Raw genomic sequence first — 22,282 nt, 5'->3', positions numbered from 1 at the left:
GCGTATCTGTCGGTTGACTCTCTCGTATCTGGATGGTATAGTTTCAATGAAATTAAGGTAATTATTCAATGAAACAAGAAAGGAGGGAGTGCCAGCAAAAAAAGTGTTCACGAAGGGAAACATCAGGGAAGTGTAGGTTGTTCTTTACTCGAAGATAAAGGATGAGCTGATGAAAGGATTCTTCAAACCAGTAGCACGATGCATGCTCTTTGTGGTGCTTACAGGAATGACCTTCCTGACTGGCCTGACCGTCTTGTCGTCGCAACAGAAAACAGCTCACGCAGCGGAAAATTTTGTGTACCGCTGTGGTACACACTTCTGCCTGGGTGATCGCTACTTCTACTTTGCGGGCGCCAACACCTACGACGTGTTCACCTACGGAGATGGAAGCAGCTCTTCAACACCTGATGATATCGAGAATAAGTATATGGACAAGGCGAAAATAGACGCCCATATGGCCGCGCTGCAAAGTGACGGTGTTTCCGTATTGCGCCTCTGGATGTTCAGTCATGAGACGTGGCATGGTTTCGAGCCGTCAAAAGGCGTCTATAACGAGGCCGAGTTTGCCCTGTTTGACTACATCATTCAATCCGCGAAGGCGCATAATATCCGCTTACTGCCCACGCTGGAAAACTACTGGACGGCCTATGGCGGTATTGATACGCGTCTACAATGGGAGGGGCTGCCCACGGGCGACGCGAACCGCTGGACGTTCTTCAATAAGACCAAATGCCCCGGCTGCTTCACGCAGTATAAGAACTACGTGTACTATGTGCTGAATCGCGTCAATCACTATAGCGGCGTGGCGTATAAAGATGAGCCGACTATTTTTGCCTGGGAGCTGATGAATGAGCCGCGCTATCAGAACGCTACACCAAACGAGAACTCAACTGGAACCACGCTGCGCGCCTGGGTAGATGAGATGGCGTCGTACATCAAGAGCATCGATTCTCACCATATGGTCGGAACCGGGATTGAAGGGCATCAGGCGAAGTATGGCTTCGGCGGGGATGAAGGGAACCCCTTTGTCTACCTGCAACAATCGCCCTTTATTGACTTCACGTCCGCTCACCCCTATCCTACCGAGGAATGGGCGCATCTCAGCCTTGATCAGACCAAACAGTTGATCGAGGCCTGGGTGAATGATTCGCATAACGTGATTGGAAAGCCCTTCTTCATGGGCGAGTTCAACGTCAAGGGAGTGGATCGCTCGACGTGGTGGCGCGAGATTTACGGGGAATTGGAGCGTCTTGACGTGGCCGGCTCGGCTTTCTGGTGGTATCAGGCGACGAATGTAGACAGCACCTACGGGGTCTCGAAAGGTGCTCCCGAACTGGCCGTATTCCGTCAGCACTCGGCGAACCAGCAGGCCAAGAATGTGCCCATTAACGCGACGCCGACCCCTGGCATCACGCCAACAGTTTCCCCGACCATTACGCCGACAGTTTCCCCGACCATCACGCCGACTCCTGGCGCAACCTGTAGCGTGCGCTATACGATTGAGAGCCAGTGGCCGGACGGCTTTACCGGGAAAATCAAGATCACAAACAATGGCTCAAGCACCATCAATGGATGGACCCTTGCTTTTAGCTTCGCGGCAGGCCAGAAGGTGCAGCAGGGATGGTCGGCGACCTGGTCACAGAGTGGCGCAAACGTCACCGTTACCAATGCTTCATGGAACGGGACGATTGCGCCTTCTGGCTCGGTTGAAATCGGCTTCAATGGCTCCTGGAAGGGGAGTAACCCTGTTCCTGCAACCTTTACGTTGAATGGCACCGTTTGCCAGTAAAGCATCAGGTATACGTTCGCGGCAGGGAGGATCTATCACGCCTCCCTGCCTGCTTATTGCCCTCCCCGCCAGAGAACTTCTGCTGTCGTGCTGTTGGTGCCCTGCGTAAACGTGAAATGCATCGAGCCATGCTGTTGCGAGTAGGGAATATACACGATGACCTGAACTGGCTGGCCGGTTGTGCCTGTGCCTTGTGTGGGATTCAGGCGGGCACCGAAATCGCAAGAGTCAATCACCCACTGGAATTGAACTGGTGATGGTGTGTTCAACTGAAGATTGAGCGTGCAGCGATAGCCAATTGAATCGGGTTCACAAGCTCCGGGTGTAAGTGTCTGGGGTAAGATAAGCGCTTTTGGAAGCGCAGGCGTTGAAGATATACTGTTATTGGCTTGTGCTTTGACGGCTGTGATTGTTGCTGTGGGTGTGCTTTCTAAAGGTGTAGAGACTATTTGTTTACCGAATGCATCGCCCTGTTTCGCGATGAGAGAGAATAGCAGCACTCCTCCGAGACAGAGCAGGAGCAGCAGCAAACCGCCACCTTTGAGCCAGCCTGTAGAGCGCCTTTTTGAAGATGATGGAGGAGATGGCGGTGCGGGGGGAAGCGTCTGTAGCCATGCTCGTACTGTTTGCGCGTTCTCGGTGTTGCCAAGCTGCTCAAAGGTATTCAGACTCATTTCACCCAGTTCTCGCGCGTCCTCATGCTGCCCGCGGAGCGCCTGCACATAGGCGTATTGCCAGAGGGCATGGGCATGATGTGCACTTTCCGCACGTTTGAGCATCGAGGCAAAGAGATCCTGCTGTTCTGGCAGTGGTGGCGGCTCTTCAAGAGAGTTGCCGAGCAGGCCAAGAGCATCGGCGTTGGTTTGAAAGAGCTCGCAGAGCTTCTCGCGAAAGTAGGGGGTTGGTGAAAAAAGTCCTCGTTCCCAACGGCTGACCGTTGCGGCATCTGTACCGATGAGCCGAGCGACCTTTGCCTGTGACCACCCTCGTAGTTCACGCGCTCGCTTCAAGCGGTGATTCGGCGTCGTCATGTGCACGTTCCTCCTGAGACCAGGCAAGAATTGTCCAGACATCCTTGTCTGTCCTCTAGCTGTTCAATGTCTGTCGAGAAAGTGTCGTTGCATCTGCAAAAAGGAAATGGCTATAATTGTCCTTACAGCAGTATTCCAATCATAGCATAACCTGAGTCGAAGTTCACTATCCATAAAGAAAGTGAGGGAAAAAGAAGTGTAACTGGAAGATGATTCTGTAATGGTCACAGGCACAGCAAGAACAGAGGTGACGGGTACTGGACGCTCGTTGGCAGTACAGTTGCATAACAAGGAGGTTCGGAATGATCTCGCGAAAGATCATTCACAGTGTGACCATGATGGTGATAGCCGGTCTGTTGCTTGTTTCCGGCAGCTTCAGTATCTCCTACTGGCACGTTCGACCGGCGCAGGCGGCTCCTCTGGCCGATGATACTTCTCAATATACCGAGCGCTTTCTGACGCTCTACAAGAAGTTGAAAGATCCGGCCAACGGCTACTTCAGCCCCCAGGGTATTCCCTATCACTCCGTTGAAACGCTCATCGTCGAGGCCCCTGACTACGGGCATGAGACCACCTCAGAGGCGTTTAGCTTCTGGATCTGGCTTGAGGCGGTTTATGGCAGGGTCACAGGTGACTGGCAGCCCTTTAACAACGCCTGGGCGACAATGGAGAAATATATCATTCCCTCCACTCAGGATCAGCCAACCAATGGCGGCTACAACGCCAGCAGTCCCGCACAATATGGGCCGGAGTCGCCCGAGATCAGCGACTACCCGGTACAACTGGATTCACAGGTTTCGGTCGGTCAGGACCCCATCGGCAATGAACTGAAGCAGACGTATGGGAACGCCGACGTCTATGGTATGGCCTGGTTGCTTGATGTTGATAACTGGTATGGCTATGGGCGCTGTGGTGATGGCAAGACGACCCCTTCCTATGTCAACTCGTATCAGCGTGGCGCATCGGAATCTGTCTGGGAAACGGTTGTGCACCCTTCCTGTGAAACCTTTACCTGGGGTGGCAACGACGGGCATGGTTTCCTGAGCCTCTTCAATAAACCGGCTTCTGGTGGCAGCTACGCACAACAGTGGCGCTATACCGATGCTCCTGATGCCGACGCTCGTGCTATCCAGGCTGCTTACTGGGCGTACACCTGGGCAAACAGTCAGGGTAAAGGCAGTGCGGTTGCTTCTACAATCGCAAAAGCTGCAAAAATGGGCGATTTCCTGCGCTATGCGACCTACGACAAATACTTCAAGACATTGGGCTGTCAGAGCGTGAGCTGTCCGGCTGGAAGCGGGAAAAATAGCTCTACCTACCTGCTTGGCTGGTATTATGCCTGGGGTGGCTCGCTGCCTTCTGCCGGAAACTGGGCGTGGCGTATTGGATCCAGTACAGCCCATCAGGGCTACCAGAACCCGCTTGCCGCGTGGGCGCTGAGTAACGTGCAGGCATTGAAGCCGCTTTCACCCACCGCTGCTACCGACTGGTCGACCAGCCTGAAGCGCCAGCTTGAGTTCTATCGCTGGCTGCAATCCAGCGAAGGCGCGATCGCAGGTGGAGCAAGCAATAGCTGGGATGGCCACTATGCCACACCGCCCGCCGGAACGCCGACGTTCTATGGTATGGCGTATGACTGGCAGCCTGTCTATCATGATCCTCCAAGCAACAACTGGTTTGGTTTCCAGGCCTGGTCGCTTGAACGTGTGGCAGAATACTACTATGTGACCGGTGACGCGCAGGCAAAGGCGATTCTGGACAAGTGGGTTGCCTGGGTGAAGTCGGTGACAAAGCTCAATGCTGACGGCTCCTATGCGATCCCCTCAACGCTCAAATGGACCGGTCAGCCCGATACCTGGAATGCTGCGAATCCCGGACAGAACGCCAATCTTCACGTCTCGGTGGTTGATACGACGTCCGATGTTGGAGTGACGGCTGCGCTCGCTCGTACGCTGCTCTTCTACGCGGCAAAAGCGAATGATACCGACTCGCGCACGCTCGCACAGCAGTTACTTGATCGGATGTGGACCAGCTATGCAGATCCAAAAGGTGTCTCCAATCCTGAAGTGCGCGCCGATTACAACCGCTTTGATGACCCCGTGTATATCCCGAGCGGTTGGACGGGCAAGAACGCTCAGGGGGCGACGCTGGATTCGTCTCTGACCTTCATCTCGCAGCGCCCGAATTATAAGCAGGATCCCGATTGGCCGAAGGTGCAGGCGTATCTGGATGGTGGCGCGGCCCCGACCTTTACCTACCATCGCTTCTGGGCGCAGGCTGATATCGCGATGGCGATGGCAGATGTGGCGCTGCTCTTTGGCGATAACACAACGCCAACGCCGACACCAACAAACACCCCTACCATAACGCCGACGACGACTCCTACAAGCACTGTCACGCCGTCGCCAACCACGACCGTGACGCCGACACCGACAACGCCACCGAGCGCTGTCTGTAAGGTGAACTATTCCGTGTCGAATCAGTGGCCGGGCGGCTTTACAGCCTCGATCACCATTACGAACACCGGGAAGACGGCTATTAATGGCTGGACGCTCAAGTTCAGTTTCCCGGGAGATCAGAAGGTGCAGCAGGGGTGGAACGCCAAATTCTCGCAGAGCGGGAAGGAGGTGACCGTTACCAATGAAAGCTATAACGGCTCCATCGCGCCGGGAGCTTCGGTGAATCCGGGCTTTAATGGCTCGTGGAGCGGCACGAATACACCTCCAACCTCGTTCACTTTGAATGGTTCTCCTTGTAGCACTTCATGACGCTCGTCATGCATGGGAATACCCCGGGCCTGTTGGTTCCGGGGGTTCCTTTTCTCTTGTTCATGAACGTTCATCGGCTTCTGAGGCGCTCTGATAAAGAGGGTGTCCGTGCATCTTTCCGCGAAAACAGCCCCACTCTTGCTTTTTGTGTGAAGGGATTGAGAATAGAAACGTATAAGGAACAGATAGACCGACTCTATGTACCGGGCACTTGCGGCCTATGGAGCCGGTTCAACGAGAAGATATTGACAGTAGAGAAAGTATATGGTATTACTTTTTCAATGAAACAATGATGAATTTCATTGAAAGAGCGTAGTGAGAGTAGGCGAGGATGAAACAAAAAGCAGGCAGCTCTGTTACAGTGAAAGATATCGCACGTGAGGCTGATGTATCGGTAGGAACGGTCTCAAGGGTGTTCAATAACCACAGCAATGTAACCGATGAGATTCGCGAGCGCGTCTTGCGTGCAGCGGCACGACTCGGCTATACACGCGCCGTTGGTCAGCGGGGCGCAGGCCGTGGGGACAGTAGCGCTTTGAAAGAGATCGGCTTTCTGTATTGCTCCTATCTTGATACCAATGCGGCAACGAATAATCCCTTCTGGTCGCATATTCTCGATGGCGTGGAGAACACGGCGCGGCAGCTCAATATGAAAGTAACCTATCGAGCAATCGGAGAACTGACTTCCGATCCCGACGCGCTACTTGAGACGATCAGCAAGATGAAGCTCGGCGGAATCCTGCTGGTTGGCCCTGCCGAGCCGGAGACCGTTCAGCAGATCCAGCGCCTGAATATTCCGCTGGTCCTGGTAGATAACCATGTGACAGGCATTTCGGTTGATTCGGTCCTGTGCGATAACTTCGAGGGAGCTCGGGCTGCTGTTGAGTATTTGATAGAGGAGGGGCACAAAGAGATTGCCTTTATTGGTGGCCCTGTGCTTCCCGGGCCCCGACCCAGAAACCGAATCTATACGCTGGAACGGCGCGCGGCGGGCTATCGTGCGGCCCTCCTGGATGCCGGGATTCCTGTTGATTATGCGCTTTTTGAGGAGAGCGAGCTTCACCCCGATAGCGCCTATGCTGCCTGCAAGCGCTTGCTTGAGCGAGGGGTGCACTTTACCGCCCTCTTCGGAGCAAATGACAATGTCGCGATCGGGGCAATGAAGGCCTTGCGCGAGGCCGGGCTGCGTGTTCCCGAAGATGTTTCATTGATTGGGTTCGATGATATCGACATGGTGGAGCATCTGACCCCGGCGCTGACAACCGTCCATATCGATAAGGAGGCGATGGGCAATGTTGCTGTGAGGCGGCTTCAAGATCGAAGTATGGAACCGAACATGACAGCCATTACCTGCATTGTAGCGGTAAAGCTTGTCAAGCGTGACTCTGTACGTTCCTGTAAGCAATAAGTGTTCTGAAGCGAGATACCTGTCTTCTCGCTTCAACACAGCTCTCATGTTCTACGAAGGAGTGAACAAGCAATGGTATTTTCGATGTCACGACGACGTTTCCTCATGAACAGTGGTAAAGCGGCACTCAGTATGAGCGTTGCCGGTTCAGTGCTTGCTGCTTGTGGCTCGGATGACTCGTCATCTGGTGGTGAGTCGGTCACTTTGACGTATGGTTGGTGGAGTAATGGACCGGTCAAAGACAACGCTATGCTTGCCTGGATCAAGGAGTTCGAGAAGACGCATCCCAACATCAAGATCAAAGCGGAGATCCTTCCCTGGGGCAACTATTGGAGCAAACTTCAGACCACGGTAGCCGGTGGCAACGCCTATGATATTATTGGCATGGCAGGCAGCCAGGCAGCTCCCTACTATGAACAGGAAGCCCTGTATGATCTGAGCACGCTCCCGGGCTATCAGGATGTGGTGAAGGCGCTCAAACCTGAGGCGATGAGTCTTTGTAGCTGGAACGGTAAACAGTTCACCTTGCCTGTGGGGATGTATGTTCCACTGCTCGGGTATAACAAAGACCTGCTGAAAAAGGCCGGTGTCCCCTTCCCTGATCCTGTGAAACCGATGAGCTTTGATGAATTTAAAGCGATTGCGAAGAAGCTTGTCAAGCAAGAGAACGGGAAATATACGCAATACGCCATCAACATCAACAATCTTGACCCGCTCTGGACTATGCTTATCGAATTAGAGGGCGGGCAGGTCTATGACAACCCGGTGAATCCGAAGAAGCTGTTGCTCAACTCTCCTCAGGGGATAAAGGGCCTGGCAGATTGGCAGAGCCTCTATACGGAGCACCTGGCTGTCCCCTTTACTGAACAGGTGAATGGTCCCTGGGGCACAGGTGATATTGATAGCCTGCTGACGGAAAAGGTCGCTTTTGCGCGTGTCGGTGCTTTTACCTTTGCCCAGATCGAGCAGCAGAAGCTACAGGACAAGATCGGAGCAACGCCAATCTTTGGGATCAATGGCAAACAGGTGACATTAGGAAATGCCAATAGCTTCGGTATCTATCAGGGGAGCCAGCACGTCAACGAGGCCTGGGAGTTCATCAAATGGGTGACGCAGACAGAGCCGAACAAGACCTACGCCAAATTGAGCGATGTGCCAACAAACGTCACCGCCTTCAATCAGATGTCCGACTACTTGACACCGAAGCAGTATGTTCCCACGCTGACGGAGGCCGCGAAATATTTCAAGCCAATCGTCATGACTCCTCATCAGAAGCTCCTCGATGAGTACACGAATATCTTACCTGATCTGGCGAGTGGAAAGCTTTCTCCTGAACAGGCTGCGCAACAGATGGAGCAAAAGGGAAATGCGGCCCTCTCTTCGGCCTCATAAGATCTGAGGGAGATGCAGGATGCATTCTCTGCTGTTCCTTGACAAAGGAGTCTTTGTATGGCGATAACCGAGCATGCCAGGGATGCGGTTGCTCTCAAAGCGAAGCGCTCGAAGCAAACCAGGAAGCGCTTTTTTGGAAGGGAGGCTGTCGCTGGCTATCTCTTCATCTCTCCCTGGATTATTGGCTTCTTACTCTTTTACCTGTATCCGCTGCTGAACACGATCTATAACAGCTTTACTCGCTACAAATTGTTTGGCAAGCCGCAATGGATCGGGTTTCAGAACTACGAGCAATTGCTGTTTCATGATCCTGTCTTCGCCGCAACATGCTGGCATATGTTGCTGTATGTGACTGCCTCGACAGTCATCTATATCGTGGGAGGGCTTGCGTTGGCGCTGCTGCTCAGCCGGGCCTTTCCCGGAAACCACTTTTTTCGGACCGTGCTATATCTACCAAGCCTGATGGTCGGGGTCGCGATTGGTTCGATGTTTGTGCAGGTCTTCAATGCGGGCGAGTACGGGCTGTTCAATACGATTCTGGGGCTTTTCGGTATTGCTCCGGTGAACTGGCTCAACAACTATAATAATCCCGAGATCGGGCTTGTGGCGCTCATTTTCGTCAACTTCTGGTTTGTGGGCGGTACGATGTTGATCTTCATTGCGGGTCTGAAGGGAATTTCGCAGACCTATTACGAGGCGGCTCGTATTGACGGCGCGGGGGCCTGGCATCGCTTCCGCTATATTACCCTGCCGCTATTAACGCCCGTCATTCTCTTTAACACAATTATGACGCTGATCGGCCATATTCAGGTCTTCGATACGGCGCTGATTTTTGCCGGTGGTGGTTCTGGCTCTGTCGGTGTAAGCGGCCTGGGAAGCGTGTTGGGCTATCATAACAGCCTCTCGACGTTCCTGACCTACCTGTATCAGCAGGCGTTCGTCTCCCGAAACTATGGTTATGGCTCGGCTCTGGCTGTTGTGATCTTCCTGATAACGCTTGTGCTGACTATCGTTGTGCTGTTGATCTTCCGGCGTTCGGGCAATACTGATCGCTGGTAGGGAAGGAGGAAGAGATGAGCTCACAGGCAGAGACGACACGGCATGCGCTGTATCAGCGGGGGCGCACGTTGCAGCGCCTCAGTATCATTCTGACCTATATCATCCTGGTGGTGGTGGCATTCTGTATTCTGCTGCCGTTTATCTGGCTGCTTTCTGCCTCGTTGAAAAACCAGACGCAATATTATGCCGTGCCGATTCAGTGGATTCCGCAGCCGTTTGTCTGGTCGAACTATGTCGAGGCCTTTACCAGATACAACTTCGGGCGCTATGTGTTGAACAGCGTTCTGTTAGCGATCTATGCGATGGTCGTCAATACGCTTTCGTCATCGCTGGTTGCTTTTGGCTTCGCCCGCTTTCGTTTTCCCGGGCGCACGCTCTGGTTTATCCTGATGTTGTCGACGCTGATGCTGCCATCACAGGTATTAACCATTCCGTTGTACGTGATTTTTCGCAACCTGAAATGGATTGATACCTTCTGGCCGATCATCGTGCCGCAGCTTTTTGGTTCGGCCTTTAACATCTTTCTGTTCCGTCAGTTCTTTATGGAATTGCCGAAGGAGCTTGACGAGGCGGCGCGAATCGATGGCTGTAGCAACCTGCGGATCTGGTGGAATATCATCCTGCCGCAGTCGAAACCGGTCATCATTGTGGTGGCGATCTTCTCGTTTCTGGCGAGCTGGCGTGATGCCTGGAACCCGCTGATTTATTTGAGCAGCCAGAATAACCGAACGATCCCGCTTGGTTTGCTCTACTTCACCGATGGGTACACCTCGGTGTATCCGCAGATGATGGCCGCGACGGTCATTGCGCTGGCGGTTCCGGTGCTGCTTTACGCGATAGGGCAGCGGTACATTGATAGCGGTGTGGCGATCGCTGAAATCAAGTGAGGCTATGAGGATCACATGCATTGTCACGTGATCCTCATATGCAAATCCTCTGAGAAAATAGTCCCCCTCGCTGAGGAAATTGGAGGGCGTGACCGATTCCGGGCCTATTCTTTCCACGGACCGGCGCTGCTGTGTGGGCGCACGCTGGAACCCGTCTTGCTCTCTCTGTTTGCGTGGGGCGTTCAGTTTGCCGATGCAGGAGCGCAAAGAATTGGAAGAGCATTTGCACTGTTTGATGTGCTGCTGAAGCAGAACCGTAATAAACAGAAGTGCAATGAAAAGGAGAGCGACCGGAGGATGTGTCACTCTCCCGAATTACTACAGGAAGCGCCGCTGCTTCTATCGCACCATTGCGAGTAAAGGACACTGGCAGTACGAGCCTGCCCCTGTTCGCGGAGTAGAGCAAGCAGACGGAACAAAGGAGGACGATTTATTCTAGCTGTAGCACGATATTCCTGGAGCTGTCCACCGTCACCGGATATAGCGTGAGTGCCGTGCAGGACGGCATTGAGGGGGCTCCTGTCCTTAAATCGAATTGATAGCTATGCAGAGGACAGAGCACAGTGTGCGAGCCCACAAGGCCATCAGCGAGCGGCCCATTTCTGTGAGGACAATGAGCCTGCGTTGCATAGAGGGTATCGTCACGGGTGCGGAAAATGGCAATCTGCCTTCCGGCTACCACATAGACCCGGCCTTCTCCTGGCGGTATCTGTTCGATTGAACCCAGATGATAGGTCGTTGTGGTGCGTGGAGTAGTCGAAACACCTGAAGAAACGCTAATGGTCATAGGTGCAAGCCTCCTATTCTGTGTATGCGAGCACTTCAGCAAACTGATTCGCGGTCACGGGTCGCTCCGCTTCCTGCCAGGGGTCGCGATAGGCGTCAACCGCTTCCTGAATCGCCTGATCGAGCTGTGTGGCGATGCCTTCAACATCTTCAAGCAGAAGCTGGCGTATCCGTTCGATGCCGATGCGCTCTACAAATGCATAGGTTCGTTCCTGATACCTGGCGTGTTCCCGATAATATTGCATAAAGCGCCCGATAAGCTGAAGGGCCTCATCATGAGTGTTGACAGTGCAGAGAAGGTCGCCTTTGCGTACGCGAGAGCCCGCTGCCCCACCGATATAGATTTCCCACTGGCCGCCCTCGATAGCAACAACGCCGATATCCTTTGTTGTTGATTCTGCACAATTGCGGGGACATCCCGAGACGGCAAGCTTCAGTTTATGGGGCGATTCAATCCCTTGAAAGCGTTGTTCGATTTTGACCCCGAGCGCTGTGCTATCGCCCAGGCCGAAGCGACAAAATTCGCTGCCGACGCAGGTTTTACAGGTCCGGAAGGCTTTTGTGTAGGCATGACCTGAGGGCATTCCGAGTTCGCGCCAGACGGCGGGCAGGTGCTCCTTACGCACGCCTAGCAGATCGATGCGCTGCCCTCCGGTGAGCTTGACCATCGGCACCTGATACTTTTCTGCGACATCCGCGATCCGACGAAGTTCTTGCGGAGAGGTGATGCCTCCATAGATACGCGGTACGACGCTGAACGTGCCATTGTTCTGGATATTGGCGTGTACACGGTCATTGATAAAGCGGGCATCTCGTTCATCCTCGTACTCCTTCCCCCAGATAATTTTGAGTAGCGAAGCCAGCCCGGCCTTGCTCTGTGGGTCCTCCTTACCATTGGCGAGCGCCTTGAAGACTGCGGAGACGCTACGTAATTGCTGTTCCTTGATTGCCTGCACCAGTTCTGGCTTGCGCAGGGGAACACCCGGCACGTAGTAGTGAATCGAGGGGTCTTCAATCAACTCGCTGCCTGCGGCAAGCTCCAGCAGTACCTGCACCTGTCCCTTGCAGGAGCCACAACCGGTACCGGCCCGCGTTGCTGCCGTGAGCATAGGAAGGCTGCGCTTGCCCGCCTTAACCGCCGCGATAATCGTGCCTTTCGTCACACCGTTGCAGTTACAGATCTGGGCATCGTCCGGCAGCTCGGCCAGCTCCTGAGCGGGGTCAAGAGAAAGCCCGGAATTGAGTGCCCCGAGGTTGAAGAGGGATATGAGCAACTCGGCGCGATTCTCGGGAAGCGGCTGTTTACGCTCAAAGTAATGTTGCAGGCGAGCCGCACCCGAGCAGTCGCCCAGTAGAATTGCATTTTCTAAACGATTCTCCCGGATGAGTATCTTTTTGTAGATACCCTTCTCAGGCTCAGCATACGAGAGAACCTCGTCTTTGGCGCGTACGCGCCAATCTTCCCCCAGAACAAGAAGTTCGATATCCATGACCTTTAGTCTGGTTGAGAGGCTTGAGCCCTTATAAAGCATGTGAGTGAGAATGTTTGGCGAAGTGCTGTGAAGTGTGTCAGTAGATATGTTAGCAGATGTGTTAGAGAGTGTGTTAGCAGATATGTTAGCAGGTGTGTGTGATGGTGTGTCAGTAGATGTGCTGGTAAGCGTGTTAGCAGATGTGTGAGCAAGAGTGTGTGCATGTGTCAGACGCTCAGCAAGGACGCGAGCCTGCTCCCAGAGAGGTGCGACAATCCCATACGTCTTGCCTCGATGCTGTGCACATTCACCTATCGCAAAGATAGCAGGATCGGACGTGGCAAGCGTATCATCAACGAGAATCCCGCGCTCGACGGTTAATCCGGCCTGTATCGCAAGCTCGGTATTGGGCCGAATTCCGGTTGAGATCACCAGCATATCGCCATCGAGCGTCGAGCCGTCGCGAAACGCCAGGCCGGTGAAGTGTTGCTCACCGAGGGCTGCGATGGTATGTCGTTCCAGGTGGACATGCAGGCCTAGCCGCTGTAACGTGGTCAGCAATATCGCGCTAGCCGACTCATCGAGTTGCGCGTTCATGAGGACCGGAGAAGCATGCACTATATGGACTTCTAATCCACGAGCCAACAGTCCCCGGGCCGTTTCTAGCCCGAGCAGTCCACCACCAAGTACGATTGCTCTCCGAGCACCTGCCGCGAAATCAAGCATGGTGCGACAATCGTCAAGCGTACGAAAGACAAAGATGCCGGGTTTGAATTGGGAGGGAGCGGCATAGAGATTGTCCAGTGGCGGAATGAAAGGGCGGCTTCCCGTTGCAAGAACCAATTGGTCGTAATGTGCCTCATATCCCTGATCTGAACGGACAACGCGACGAACCGGATCAATCATGGTGACGCGCTGTCCGGTGAGCAACTGAATCCCGTTTGCGCTATACCAGTCAAGCGGCTGAATGGAAATGGTGTCGAAGGTATCGACTCCGGCCAGCACATGGGAAAGGAGGATGCGATTATAATTGCCATATGGCTCTTCACCGAACATGGTAATGCTATAGAAATCGTTGCCGTGTCGCCTGACAAGCTCCTCGACAAAGCGCGCTCCAACCATTCCATTGCCAATGACTACAAGCTTCTGCGTCATTGAGGTAGCCTCTCCTTTCTACTCTTCTTTATCTGGTACATCTTTTGCCAGGCCATTGCATGCATCCGCCCTCCTGGATTATCTCCTTTCAGCGTGGTGGAAATAGCAACAGTTCTACCGGTCGAGCGGTTGACAGTGTATATCTTTCAGTGAATTTGTACAAAAAACTGTTCTGTTATAAGGTACCACGAGGAATAGAGAGGAAAAACAGCTAAATTATCTCAATTACAGAACCCGTGATTTGTGCAATCTGTACAGTACTGCAACAGAGACGGCTTCTTATGCGGGAGTGTATCACCGTGATTCGTGAAGCAGGGATGCCGCCCGGAGTAAGTCCACCTGCCCCATCTACAATACTGTTCAGAATGTGGTGGGTCATCTGTTCCGCTGTGCAGGGCTTGCCGTCCTGGAACCACTCAAGGGCAGCACCCAGAATTGACCTGCCCTGAGTAGTCACTCTGATCCTCTATATCCTGAATTGTAGGAACGAGAGTGCCTGATATGAGTGTTTATGTGCTTTTTCTCTGGTTACTCTCTTTTCCTGTTTTTGTGAGGAATGTCAGCAAAATGAGCAAAGAGAAGCGCTATTTTCTTCTGTCTGAGATAAGAAAACAATTGCTTAAGGAATATGCGTTCAGAATTGGAAAATATGTGTGTTTAGAGCAGATGTCGATCAAGACATTGTGGCATTATGACGCATCGGGCTCTGTGACCTGTCAGCATCAATGGAACAAGTAGCTATCGCTTCTATGAGGCAAAGCAATTAAGCGACCTTGCTTGTATTGTGGGCCTGAAAGATTGTGGCGGGATGAGATTGCCGGGTTGCTCCGTCTGCATGATCCATCTGAAATCAAAGAGCTACTGCAACAACTGAGCTGGTATGGCTACAAGCATCATGGCGTGGTTCCATCAGCTTGAGTAGCCTGCAATGAGCGTATCTCTGATGTCGTGCTGAGCCGATTACGATGCTCGGTCCCCGTCAGCCGTTTGATTCTAGGCGCAAACTGGTGATGTTGCGAAGGCCCTGGTATGAGGAGCGCTTTATTACAGCGCTTGGAAGCTAACATACAGAAACTCTGGCGGGAAAGAGAACACCGCCAGAGCCCTGTTTTCAGGCAGGAGATTCTTGTTCCTCCTCGACAATGACACGCTCATCCACTTCCTCAGTTGGGGGCTCCTTTGGCCGATGAGCCGGGGTAAGCAGCGGCTGCAAAATCCAACGCATCGAGAGCCCCTGCACCAGCAAGGTGAAGAGCACCACGGCATAACAGGAGACCAGCAAGACATCACGCCTCGGGAAATCTAGCGGCAATGATTGCACCAGGGCCAGCGACAGCGCGCCACGCAAGCCGCTCCAGAAGATGATGAAGAGCCACGACCGTGGGAGCGGCTGGTGTGTGCAGCGGGAGGTGTTGCGGCGAGGGAATGCAACCCAGTTACGCACTGTCAGAACGCCAACCAGGATCAGACGCGCAAGCAAGACAAAGCCAATTGCCAGGAGTGCTATGATCCAGCTTGGGAGGCCGACACTCGTTGTGGGAAGAAATGCCTGTGGGTTGAGTTGTACTCCGACCAACAGGAAGATCAGCGCATTGGCAAGAAAGGCTATCATCGTCCAGAAGCTGTCAATTGCGGCTTTTGTGCGCTGCGAAAGTGCAACCCGCTGGCCGTAGTTTCCGAGCAACAGGGCAGTAACAATAACCGCGATAATACCGGAACCATGCAGCTCATCGGCAAGTAGATAGGTGCCGTAGGCCGTTACGACAGTGATCGTTGTTTCCAGCAGGGCATCATCGAGCCTCCTGAGAAGCTGGCTGATGCCAAAACCAACAAGCAAACCAACAAGCAGGCCTACCCCTGCTTCCAGCGCAAAGGTGCCGATACTGCTGAACCAGGCCACACCACCGCTTTTCCCCTGAACCGTGAGCAGTGCTACAGCAAGAAACGTCTGATAGAGCGAGCCAGCAACGCCATCATTGAACAGACTCTCGCCCTCAATGATGTTTGATAGGCGCTCGTTCACATGAAGCTGTCGAAAGAGCCCCAGAACAGCTACCGGATCCGTTGGTGAGAGTGCCGCTGCCAGTAGAAGCGCGACAATCCAGTCAAGCCCATCAAAGAAGTGAAAGGTAACGGCCAGGATACCCAGCGAGAGCAGCAGTCCGGGACCGGCGAGAAAAAAGATGGCACGCCAGTTCTCGCGCAACAACGAAAGCTTCACGCTCCATGCGCCCTCAAAGAGAAGGGGAGGAAGTAAGACAAAAAGCACAAGATCAGGATCTAAGCGTAGATCGGGAATCCAGCCACTCAGGCCAAGTCCAACCCCTGCGACTACCAGACCCAGGGTATAGGGAACCGAGAGCTTGCGGGTAATGGCGATCACGAGGCTTGCGATCACCAGCAGGAGCACGAGTTCACGCATCAATACCGGGATATCCATAATAGCGGCCTTTCCTGTGGAATAGTAATGAATTACACGTTTTCTGCCTTCCTGTGCAGGAAGGAGAGCCGACCAGACTTCCCGGCACGCCTGTCTATTTTGAGCGTTTTTCTGATTTTCTTGAGCGAATATTGAGGTAGCTCTATTCAGTGTACCTGAAATGGCCAAAACTGGCAAGAGGAAAGACGGAAGAGGGCAAGCCACCTTTGCAGCTTCAAAGGTGGCCTTGATCTATTGCTGAACGTCGGGGTTCAGCAGGTGAAGCGGTTTTCCTTCTACAAATGCCTGCACCTGATCGAAGGCCGCACCAAAGAGCAGCTCATAGCTGTCCTTCTCAACATAGCCGAGATGCGGCGTACAGAGCGCGTTGGGCAGTGAGAGAAGTGGATCATGAGGGGCAGGTTCTTTCTCATAGACATCAACGGCAGCGAAACCCGGACGCCCGGCCTGAAGTGCTCTCAACAACGCTCCATGCTCTATCAGGCCTGCGCGGCTGGTATTCACGAGTAGCGCAGTTGGCTTCATCAGGGCAAGGTCCGTCGCCGTGACGATACCGCGTGTGCCCTCGGTCAGCTTCAGGTGCAGGCTGAGGACATCGGCCTCTTGAAAGAGTGCCTCTTTACCGGCTGCTGTCTCGAAGCCGTCGCGCTGTGCCCTGCTGAGCGAGCCTTCGCGGCCCCAGATCAGGACTCGCATCCCAAATGCTCGCCCATAGCTGGCAACCAGACTGCCGATATTGCCGTAGCCAAAAATGCCAAGTGTACGCCCGTGAAGCCCGATTCCAAGCGTTGTCTGCCATTTTCCTGCTTTGAGCGCATTGATTTCCTGTGGCAGGCGACGCATTGCGGCGAGAATCAGACCCCATGTCAGCTCAGCGGTTGCGTAGGGTGAGCCACCTCCGGCAGTAACTGCGATGCCGTGGCGGGTGCAGGCTGCGAGATCGATGTGAGCGGCTCCGCGTCCCGTCTGGCTGATAAGGCGTAAGCGTGGCAGGCGTACAAGCAGTGGCTCTGTAATCGGCGTGCGCTCCCGAATCAGTACAAGGGCTTCGGCGTCCTGAAAGCGCTCCGCCAGAGTCTCGATATCTGTTACCGTATCATGGTAGATTTTGACATCATGGCCCTGAAGCTTCTGAAAGCAGTCCAGATGCCGTACTGCGTCCTGATAATCATCGGGAATGACAATCTTCAATGAATGTGTTCCTCGTTTCTTTCTAAGATTGCTTGTTTGTTCTATTGTAGCGTACTCTCAACTGAACGGTTCCGGCCAGCTCCAAGCCCTGCCAGAAGTAATACGATAGAGATCCCGAAAAGCGTGTAGAGCGGCACAAGCCAGCCATTTGTAAGGTCATGCAGTGCGCCAAATAGCGTCGGGCCGATGGCTGCCAGCAAATAGCCGAGCGATTGGGCAAGGCCGGAGAGGCTGGCCGCGGTTGGTGTGGTGGTTGTGCGCAAAATGAAGAAGAGCAGAGCCAGCGTGAGGCAGCCCCCCAGGCTCAGGCCGAGCAGGATAGAGCAGAGCAGAAGCCATGAACCTGTGGTGGTCGCAAAGCCGATAAATGCAAGTGCGGCCGGAGCGACAATGATAACCACAAGGGCGCGTTGATCGGCGTAACGAGCTGCAATAATCGGCACAATAAAGCCAGCGGGTAGGGCCATCAGTTGCAGCAGCGAGAGCATCAGCCCGGCATCGGTAGCGCTAAGCCCTTTATCATGAAGGAGAGCAGGCAACCAGGAGATCGTGACATAGTAGAGGAGTGATTGCAGGCCCATAAAGAGCGTCACCTTCCACACAAGTGGAGAGCGCAGAAGCAGCCCGAAAGGAACAGACGGCGTCTCTGTGAGCTCAGGCTTGTTTGCGTCACGAATACGCGTGAGCCAGAGAAGCGCTGCTATAGCCGCCGGAAGTGCCCAGAACGCGAGAGCTCCATTCCAGCCAAGCCAGCGCGAGAGGGGGACGCTGGTCCCAGAGGCAAGCGCGGCACCGATAGACATAACGGTTGTATAGATTCCGGTAAGCAAGCTGGCCTGCCGTGGGAAGTCCCGTTTGATAAAACCGGGAAGCAACACGTTTCCGGCAGTAATCGCAAGGCCAAGTATGGCAGTTCCAAGAAATAGAAAAGGTATGGCGGGAATAAAGCGCAGAGCAACCCCGATCGTCAGAATAACCAGGCTGAGAAACAGGACGCGTTCAAGTCCCCAAAGCTGCGCCAGACGCGGCGCGAATGGCGAGAAGAAGGCAAAGGCAAGTAGCGGTAAGGTCGTCAGCAGGCCTACCAGGCTGCTCGAAAGTCCTGTATACACTCGAATTTGTTCGATGAGTGGGCCGACGCCGTTGAGAGGCGCCCGCAGATTGAGTGAAAGCAAGAGTATACAGGCAACTATCACGGCCACAGTGAGCGGGGAGCGCCTGGAAGCGCGCTGAACGGGGGTCCGGGTAGGTTCATTCGTTTTCAACACGAATCACTCCTTCACGTTTTGCTTATCGTGTAATACAGGCAGTCAGGCAGAGCAGAAAGCCTTTCTTGTTCGGCTCTCATAGAGAAAGAGAGAAATATGCTGATTGTATCAATGTATGTCATTCTCAAAGCGCGAACATGCCTGTATGGAAGAGGAAAACTGCTAGACGGGAGGTGTTTCATCTTTTATTATATCCTTCATGTAAGAAAATGCACAGGGTCAGCGCTTGCTTCTTGACGATGCTCGCAAGTTCTCTTATCCTGACGGTTCTTTTGAAGAGGGAAAGCGTATGGCGTTATTTGATTCCGGGCTTGCCCGCGAGGTAGTGCGGCGACACTATTTGAAACTTGGTGAAGCATTGGGTGAACTGGCTGCTGAACAGTTGACTGAAGAGGTGAACGAAGAGAGTCCCTTATATCAGGATATGTTGCTGTTGATCGATGTTGCCAATGGCAGATATCATCGATCAGAAGAGCTGATTCAGCAGGTTGAGCAAGCGCTGACAAACCTGATGGAAGTGCTGTTCGGGAATACGCTCCATGCTGGTGTGACCATTCCTGATAGCTTCTGGCAGACCGACATTGGTACGATGGTCTCACAGGTGCGCTGGTGGATCTCGGTTGATGACCTCATTACGATCAGTAGCGCGGCTGCTCTCGCCTTTGGAGCGAACACCCAGGCGAACCGCATGCGAATTTCACGAGCAATCGATAAAGGTCTGCTGGAATGGGTGCCTGATTCCTCAGTCATGAACCCGCAGCAGCGCAAGCGAGTGCTTCGCTCGCAGGTGGAGCGCTTGAGCGAGCTTCGTCGCCTGCCTGAGTAGGGCTATATTTCTTCGCATTGCGCGGAGTGCAGGAGCATGATCGTGCGATTGAGCCATTGCATTTCGGCATTCAGCACCGTCTGCAAGTGATCCTGCATGATTTGAGTGATCAGATCATCATCACTCTGATGCAGTACGAGCTGTTCTTGCAACGATCTGACTAGCTCGCGCCGCTCTACAAGGACAGTCAGAGCCTCATCTTTCGTCAGATAGCGCAGAAAATCGAGGCCTATATCTTGCGCCAGTGGATCACTTCCTCTGGCTTCCAGTGCCTCTTGAAGCCGATTGAGAAATTGGGTGCGCTCGTATGAAGTCTGAGCGGCCAGACAACAGCAGATGAATTGCCACATCATACATCATCCTCTCAAGGGAAAACCGGACCGGAGATCGGCCCGGTTCTCTCCTTTTTAGTCGTGTTGCTCGTTTGCTTCTTTGGGCTGTGGAAGCTTGCCAGGCCACCAGTTCGCGCCGCGTAACAGTAGTACGATGCCCGGAACCAGGAACCCGCGGACCACGAAGGTATCAAGCAGAATGCCAATCGCGACAGTAATGCCAAGCTGATAGAGCTCACGAACCGGCATCGAGCTGAGTACCAGGAAGGTACTGGCAAGAATCAGGCCAGCCGAGGTAATGACGCCGCCTGTATGGCTCAGGGCAATGGGAAGACCTTTTGCCAGGCCGTGGATGCTGCTTTCCTCGCGCACTCGTGACATCAGGAAGATAGTGTAGTCTGCGCCCAATGCGACCAGGAAAATGAAGGTGTAGAGCGGCAGGGCATAGGAAATGCCTTCATCACCACCGATACGGGTGAAGATGAACGCTGAGATGCCCAGGGCCGCGAGATAGTTCAGCGTGACGGTGGCAAGCAGGTACAGCGGCGCGACGATACTACGCAGCAGTAGCCCCAGGACCAGCGCGATCAGCACAAGCACCAGCGGGATAATCAAGAGCTGATCGTGCGTGTTGACGGTACGCGTGTCGGCCTGTTGGGGCGTCACTCCGGTCAGCATGATCGAGTCCACAAGCTCTTGAATACCATTGCGGGCGGCGGCAACCTTTGCAGCATCGCGCACCGGCGAAACCGTATCCAGCGCCTTATCACTGTACGGATCGCTTTTCAGCGTGACCTGCAAGCGAACGACCCGATTATCATTCGAGATAGATGAGATTGTTGCGCCATAGAGGCCGATACTGCGCGGATCTGTGGTGCGCATGGCCTTGCGAATCGTCTCCGAGTCGCCTGAACGCAGTGCCTGCCTGAGTTCCTGCGGCAATTGTGCAATGCTTTGCTGTATCTGGGCGGGAGTCATTGCGGGCTTCTTGCCATCGGGGCGTGTTGGTCCTGTAACCTGAGCAACATTGTCGACCTGTGTGATGGCCTCGGTGATCGCGTCGATGGCGTCGAGATGCTCGTAGGCGTTCTGTTGATCCTTAAAGTGAATCAGGACGCTAAAAGGTGCCAGCGTGCCCGGTGGGAAGTGGCTCGACAGGAGCTTATAACCTTCATTGGAATCGGTGGCGCTCCGAAAACCGGTCAGCGTGTTGAAGACCTGCGGAATGCCGAGGTTCCCGAGAGCTAAGATCACCAGCAGGAAAGCGCTACAGAGTGCGGAGAGCGCTGGACGGCGTGTAACAAGCGATGCGACCCGCTCCCAGAGCCCGGGGCGTGCTTTTTTCGTGTTCGCACCCACCTGTACCGAGGCGCGGAACGGCCAGAATGCAGCCCGTCCGAAGAGGCTCAACAGGGCTGGAACCAGCGTCAGGCCAACCAGTGCCATGACAAAGAGCGCGATTGCCAGCGCTGCCCCCAGAACGTGATAGAGGCCAAGTAGCGTCAGCAGCAGTGTTAGCACGGCCACGATGACGGTTCCTGCACTGGAAAGAATTGCCTCCCCCACAGCGCGAAGCGTCTTCTGGAGCGCTCGTACATGGTCGGCCTCTAGCTGCAACTCCTCACGGTAGCGCGACACGATAAAAATGGTATAGTCGGTGCCCGCTCCAAACAGCAGCACAGTTACAATTGAGGTGGCGTCCTGACTGATGCTGAAGAGGTGCGCCTGAACGCCAAAGCCAAGTAATCCGTTTACCACCACTTGCGCGATGCCAACCCCGATCAGAGGGAGTAATACCAGCAGCGGTGAGCGATAGATAACAATAAGGAATAGCAGAACAATCCCGATAGTCGCGATCGTCAAGGCAAAGTCGGCATGTCCAAACACAATGCTCATATCGCCTGCAATGCCTGCCGGACCCGTTACCTTAACTTTCAGTGAGTCCCGGTCGAACTGGCCCGTATAGGAGCGGATCTGCTTGATGAGCTCCGAGACTTTGACCCCGCTCTCGTTATCCAGCAGAACAATCATGTTCATCGTGGTTTCGTCGGGCGAGACAAGCTGCGATTTTGCCTGTGGTACTGTGTAGATCGAAACGACCGATTTCACCTGTTTGGGACGATCTCCCGAGACGAACCAGTCGTTCACCTTTTTTGTGGTGTTGTAATCGTCCTGACTCAGCCTGGCTGGATCATGGAAAACGATCAGTGCCGGAATACCTCGTTGTCCGGGGAAAGCCTGTTTCAGAAGTTCCTGGGCTCGAACTGACTCCTGATCACCAATAGATGATGTAATGGAGCTGTCATACAGGTTTGCCAGCTTGGGGGCAAGTCCCCCCAGAACACCCGCGAGGACCAACCAGAGGACGATGACGATCCAGCGTCCTCGGCGCCCGGCGGAGGCGTCGGTCAGCCAGTGAAGCGGATTCCACATATATGCATTCTCTTCCTTTTCTATGGTGTGGGAAAGAGGTCTCTT

At 53.9% G+C, this 22,282-nt stretch carries 15 protein-coding genes; 7 read left to right on the top strand and 8 right to left on the bottom strand.

Features of this window, described 5'->3' with window-relative positions:
• The first annotated feature begins 169 nt into the window (after nucleotides 1–169).
• A complete protein-coding gene (locus tag KTH_RS12080; protein ID WP_497618842.1) occupies nucleotides 170–1,789 on the top strand; it encodes a cellulose binding domain-containing protein in 1,620 nt (539 codons plus the stop codon).
• A 53-nt stretch (nucleotides 1,790–1,842) separates the two neighbouring features.
• Here KTH_RS12080 and KTH_RS12075 read toward each other — a convergent pair whose 3' ends face one another.
• A complete protein-coding gene (locus tag KTH_RS12075; RefSeq protein WP_497618841.1) occupies nucleotides 1,843–2,820 on the bottom strand; it encodes a helix-turn-helix domain-containing protein in 978 nt (325 codons plus the stop codon).
• Nucleotides 2,821–3,122: 302 nt separating this feature from the next.
• Here KTH_RS12075 and KTH_RS12070 point away from each other — a divergent pair, with 302 nt between their 5' ends.
• From KTH_RS12070 to KTH_RS12050, 5 genes are all read left to right on the top strand, one after another.
• On the top strand, nucleotides 3,123–5,588 hold the full coding sequence (locus tag KTH_RS12070; protein ID WP_497618839.1) for a glycoside hydrolase family 48 protein: 2,466 nt from the start codon (nucleotides 3,123–3,125) through the stop codon (nucleotides 5,586–5,588).
• Between the two features lie 361 nt (nucleotides 5,589–5,949).
• The gene (locus KTH_RS12065) at nucleotides 5,950–6,996 is read left to right on the top strand and encodes a LacI family DNA-binding transcriptional regulator (RefSeq protein WP_497618837.1); all 1,047 of its coding nucleotides are present in this window, start codon (nucleotides 5,950–5,952) and stop codon (nucleotides 6,994–6,996) included.
• Nucleotides 6,997–7,068: 72 nt separating this feature from the next.
• Entirely contained in the window at nucleotides 7,069–8,388 is a 1,320-nt protein-coding gene (locus KTH_RS12060; RefSeq protein WP_111321111.1) for an ABC transporter substrate-binding protein, read from the top strand.
• A gap of 57 nt (nucleotides 8,389–8,445) precedes the next feature.
• Nucleotides 8,446–9,447 (top strand): carbohydrate ABC transporter permease, encoded by a 1,002-nt coding sequence (locus tag KTH_RS12055; protein WP_111321109.1) that lies wholly within the window; start codon nucleotides 8,446–8,448, stop codon nucleotides 9,445–9,447.
• A gap of 14 nt (nucleotides 9,448–9,461) precedes the next feature.
• Nucleotides 9,462–10,334, top strand: a complete 873-nt coding sequence (locus KTH_RS12050; protein WP_111321107.1) for a carbohydrate ABC transporter permease — start codon at nucleotides 9,462–9,464, stop codon at nucleotides 10,332–10,334.
• A 430-nt stretch (nucleotides 10,335–10,764) separates the two neighbouring features.
• Here the strand turns inward: KTH_RS12050 and KTH_RS12045 are convergent, their stop codons facing one another.
• The 5 genes from KTH_RS12045 to KTH_RS12025 all read right to left on the bottom strand — a co-directional run bounded on the left by KTH_RS12045 (nucleotide 10,765) and on the right by KTH_RS12025 (nucleotide 18,646).
• Nucleotides 10,765–11,121, bottom strand: coding sequence for a Rieske (2Fe-2S) protein (locus KTH_RS12045; RefSeq protein WP_111321104.1), 357 nt, complete (start codon nucleotides 11,119–11,121; stop codon nucleotides 10,765–10,767).
• 13 nt (nucleotides 11,122–11,134) lie between these two features.
• Nucleotides 11,135–13,747 carry an FAD-dependent oxidoreductase gene (locus KTH_RS12040; RefSeq protein WP_111321102.1) on the bottom strand — a complete coding sequence of 871 codons (2,613 nt, stop codon included), beginning with the start codon at nucleotides 13,745–13,747 and terminating at the stop codon, nucleotides 11,135–11,137.
• Nucleotides 13,748–14,858: 1,111 nt separating this feature from the next.
• Entirely contained in the window at nucleotides 14,859–16,187 is a 1,329-nt protein-coding gene (locus KTH_RS12035; RefSeq protein WP_111321098.1) for a cation:proton antiporter, read from the bottom strand.
• A 231-nt stretch (nucleotides 16,188–16,418) separates the two neighbouring features.
• Nucleotides 16,419–17,378 (bottom strand): D-2-hydroxyacid dehydrogenase family protein, encoded by a 960-nt coding sequence (locus tag KTH_RS12030; RefSeq protein ID WP_111321096.1) that lies wholly within the window; start codon nucleotides 17,376–17,378, stop codon nucleotides 16,419–16,421.
• Nucleotides 17,379–17,419: 41 nt separating this feature from the next.
• Complete coding sequence (locus tag KTH_RS12025; RefSeq protein ID WP_211326095.1) at nucleotides 17,420–18,646, bottom strand: CynX/NimT family MFS transporter; 1,227 nt, start codon at nucleotides 18,644–18,646, stop codon at nucleotides 17,420–17,422.
• Between the two features lie 289 nt (nucleotides 18,647–18,935).
• On the opposite strand from KTH_RS12025, the gene KTH_RS12020 reads away from it, so the two are divergent.
• Nucleotides 18,936–19,472, top strand: coding sequence for a hypothetical protein (locus KTH_RS12020; RefSeq protein WP_111321199.1), 537 nt, complete (start codon nucleotides 18,936–18,938; stop codon nucleotides 19,470–19,472).
• 2 nt (nucleotides 19,473–19,474) lie between these two features.
• On the opposite strand, the gene KTH_RS12015 is transcribed toward KTH_RS12020, so the two are convergent.
• Complete coding sequence (locus KTH_RS12015; RefSeq protein WP_137686292.1) at nucleotides 19,475–19,825, bottom strand: DUF4464 domain-containing protein; 351 nt, start codon at nucleotides 19,823–19,825, stop codon at nucleotides 19,475–19,477.
• 54 nt (nucleotides 19,826–19,879) lie between these two features.
• Nucleotides 19,880–22,237 (bottom strand): MMPL family transporter, encoded by a 2,358-nt coding sequence (locus KTH_RS12010; protein WP_497618832.1) that lies wholly within the window; start codon nucleotides 22,235–22,237, stop codon nucleotides 19,880–19,882.
• Nucleotides 22,238–22,282 lie beyond the last annotated feature (45 nt).

This window comes from Thermosporothrix sp. COM3 (assembly GCF_059696735.1).
Note: the sequence above shows the minus strand (reverse complement) of the source record. Positions and strands in the feature narration are given on the sequence as shown.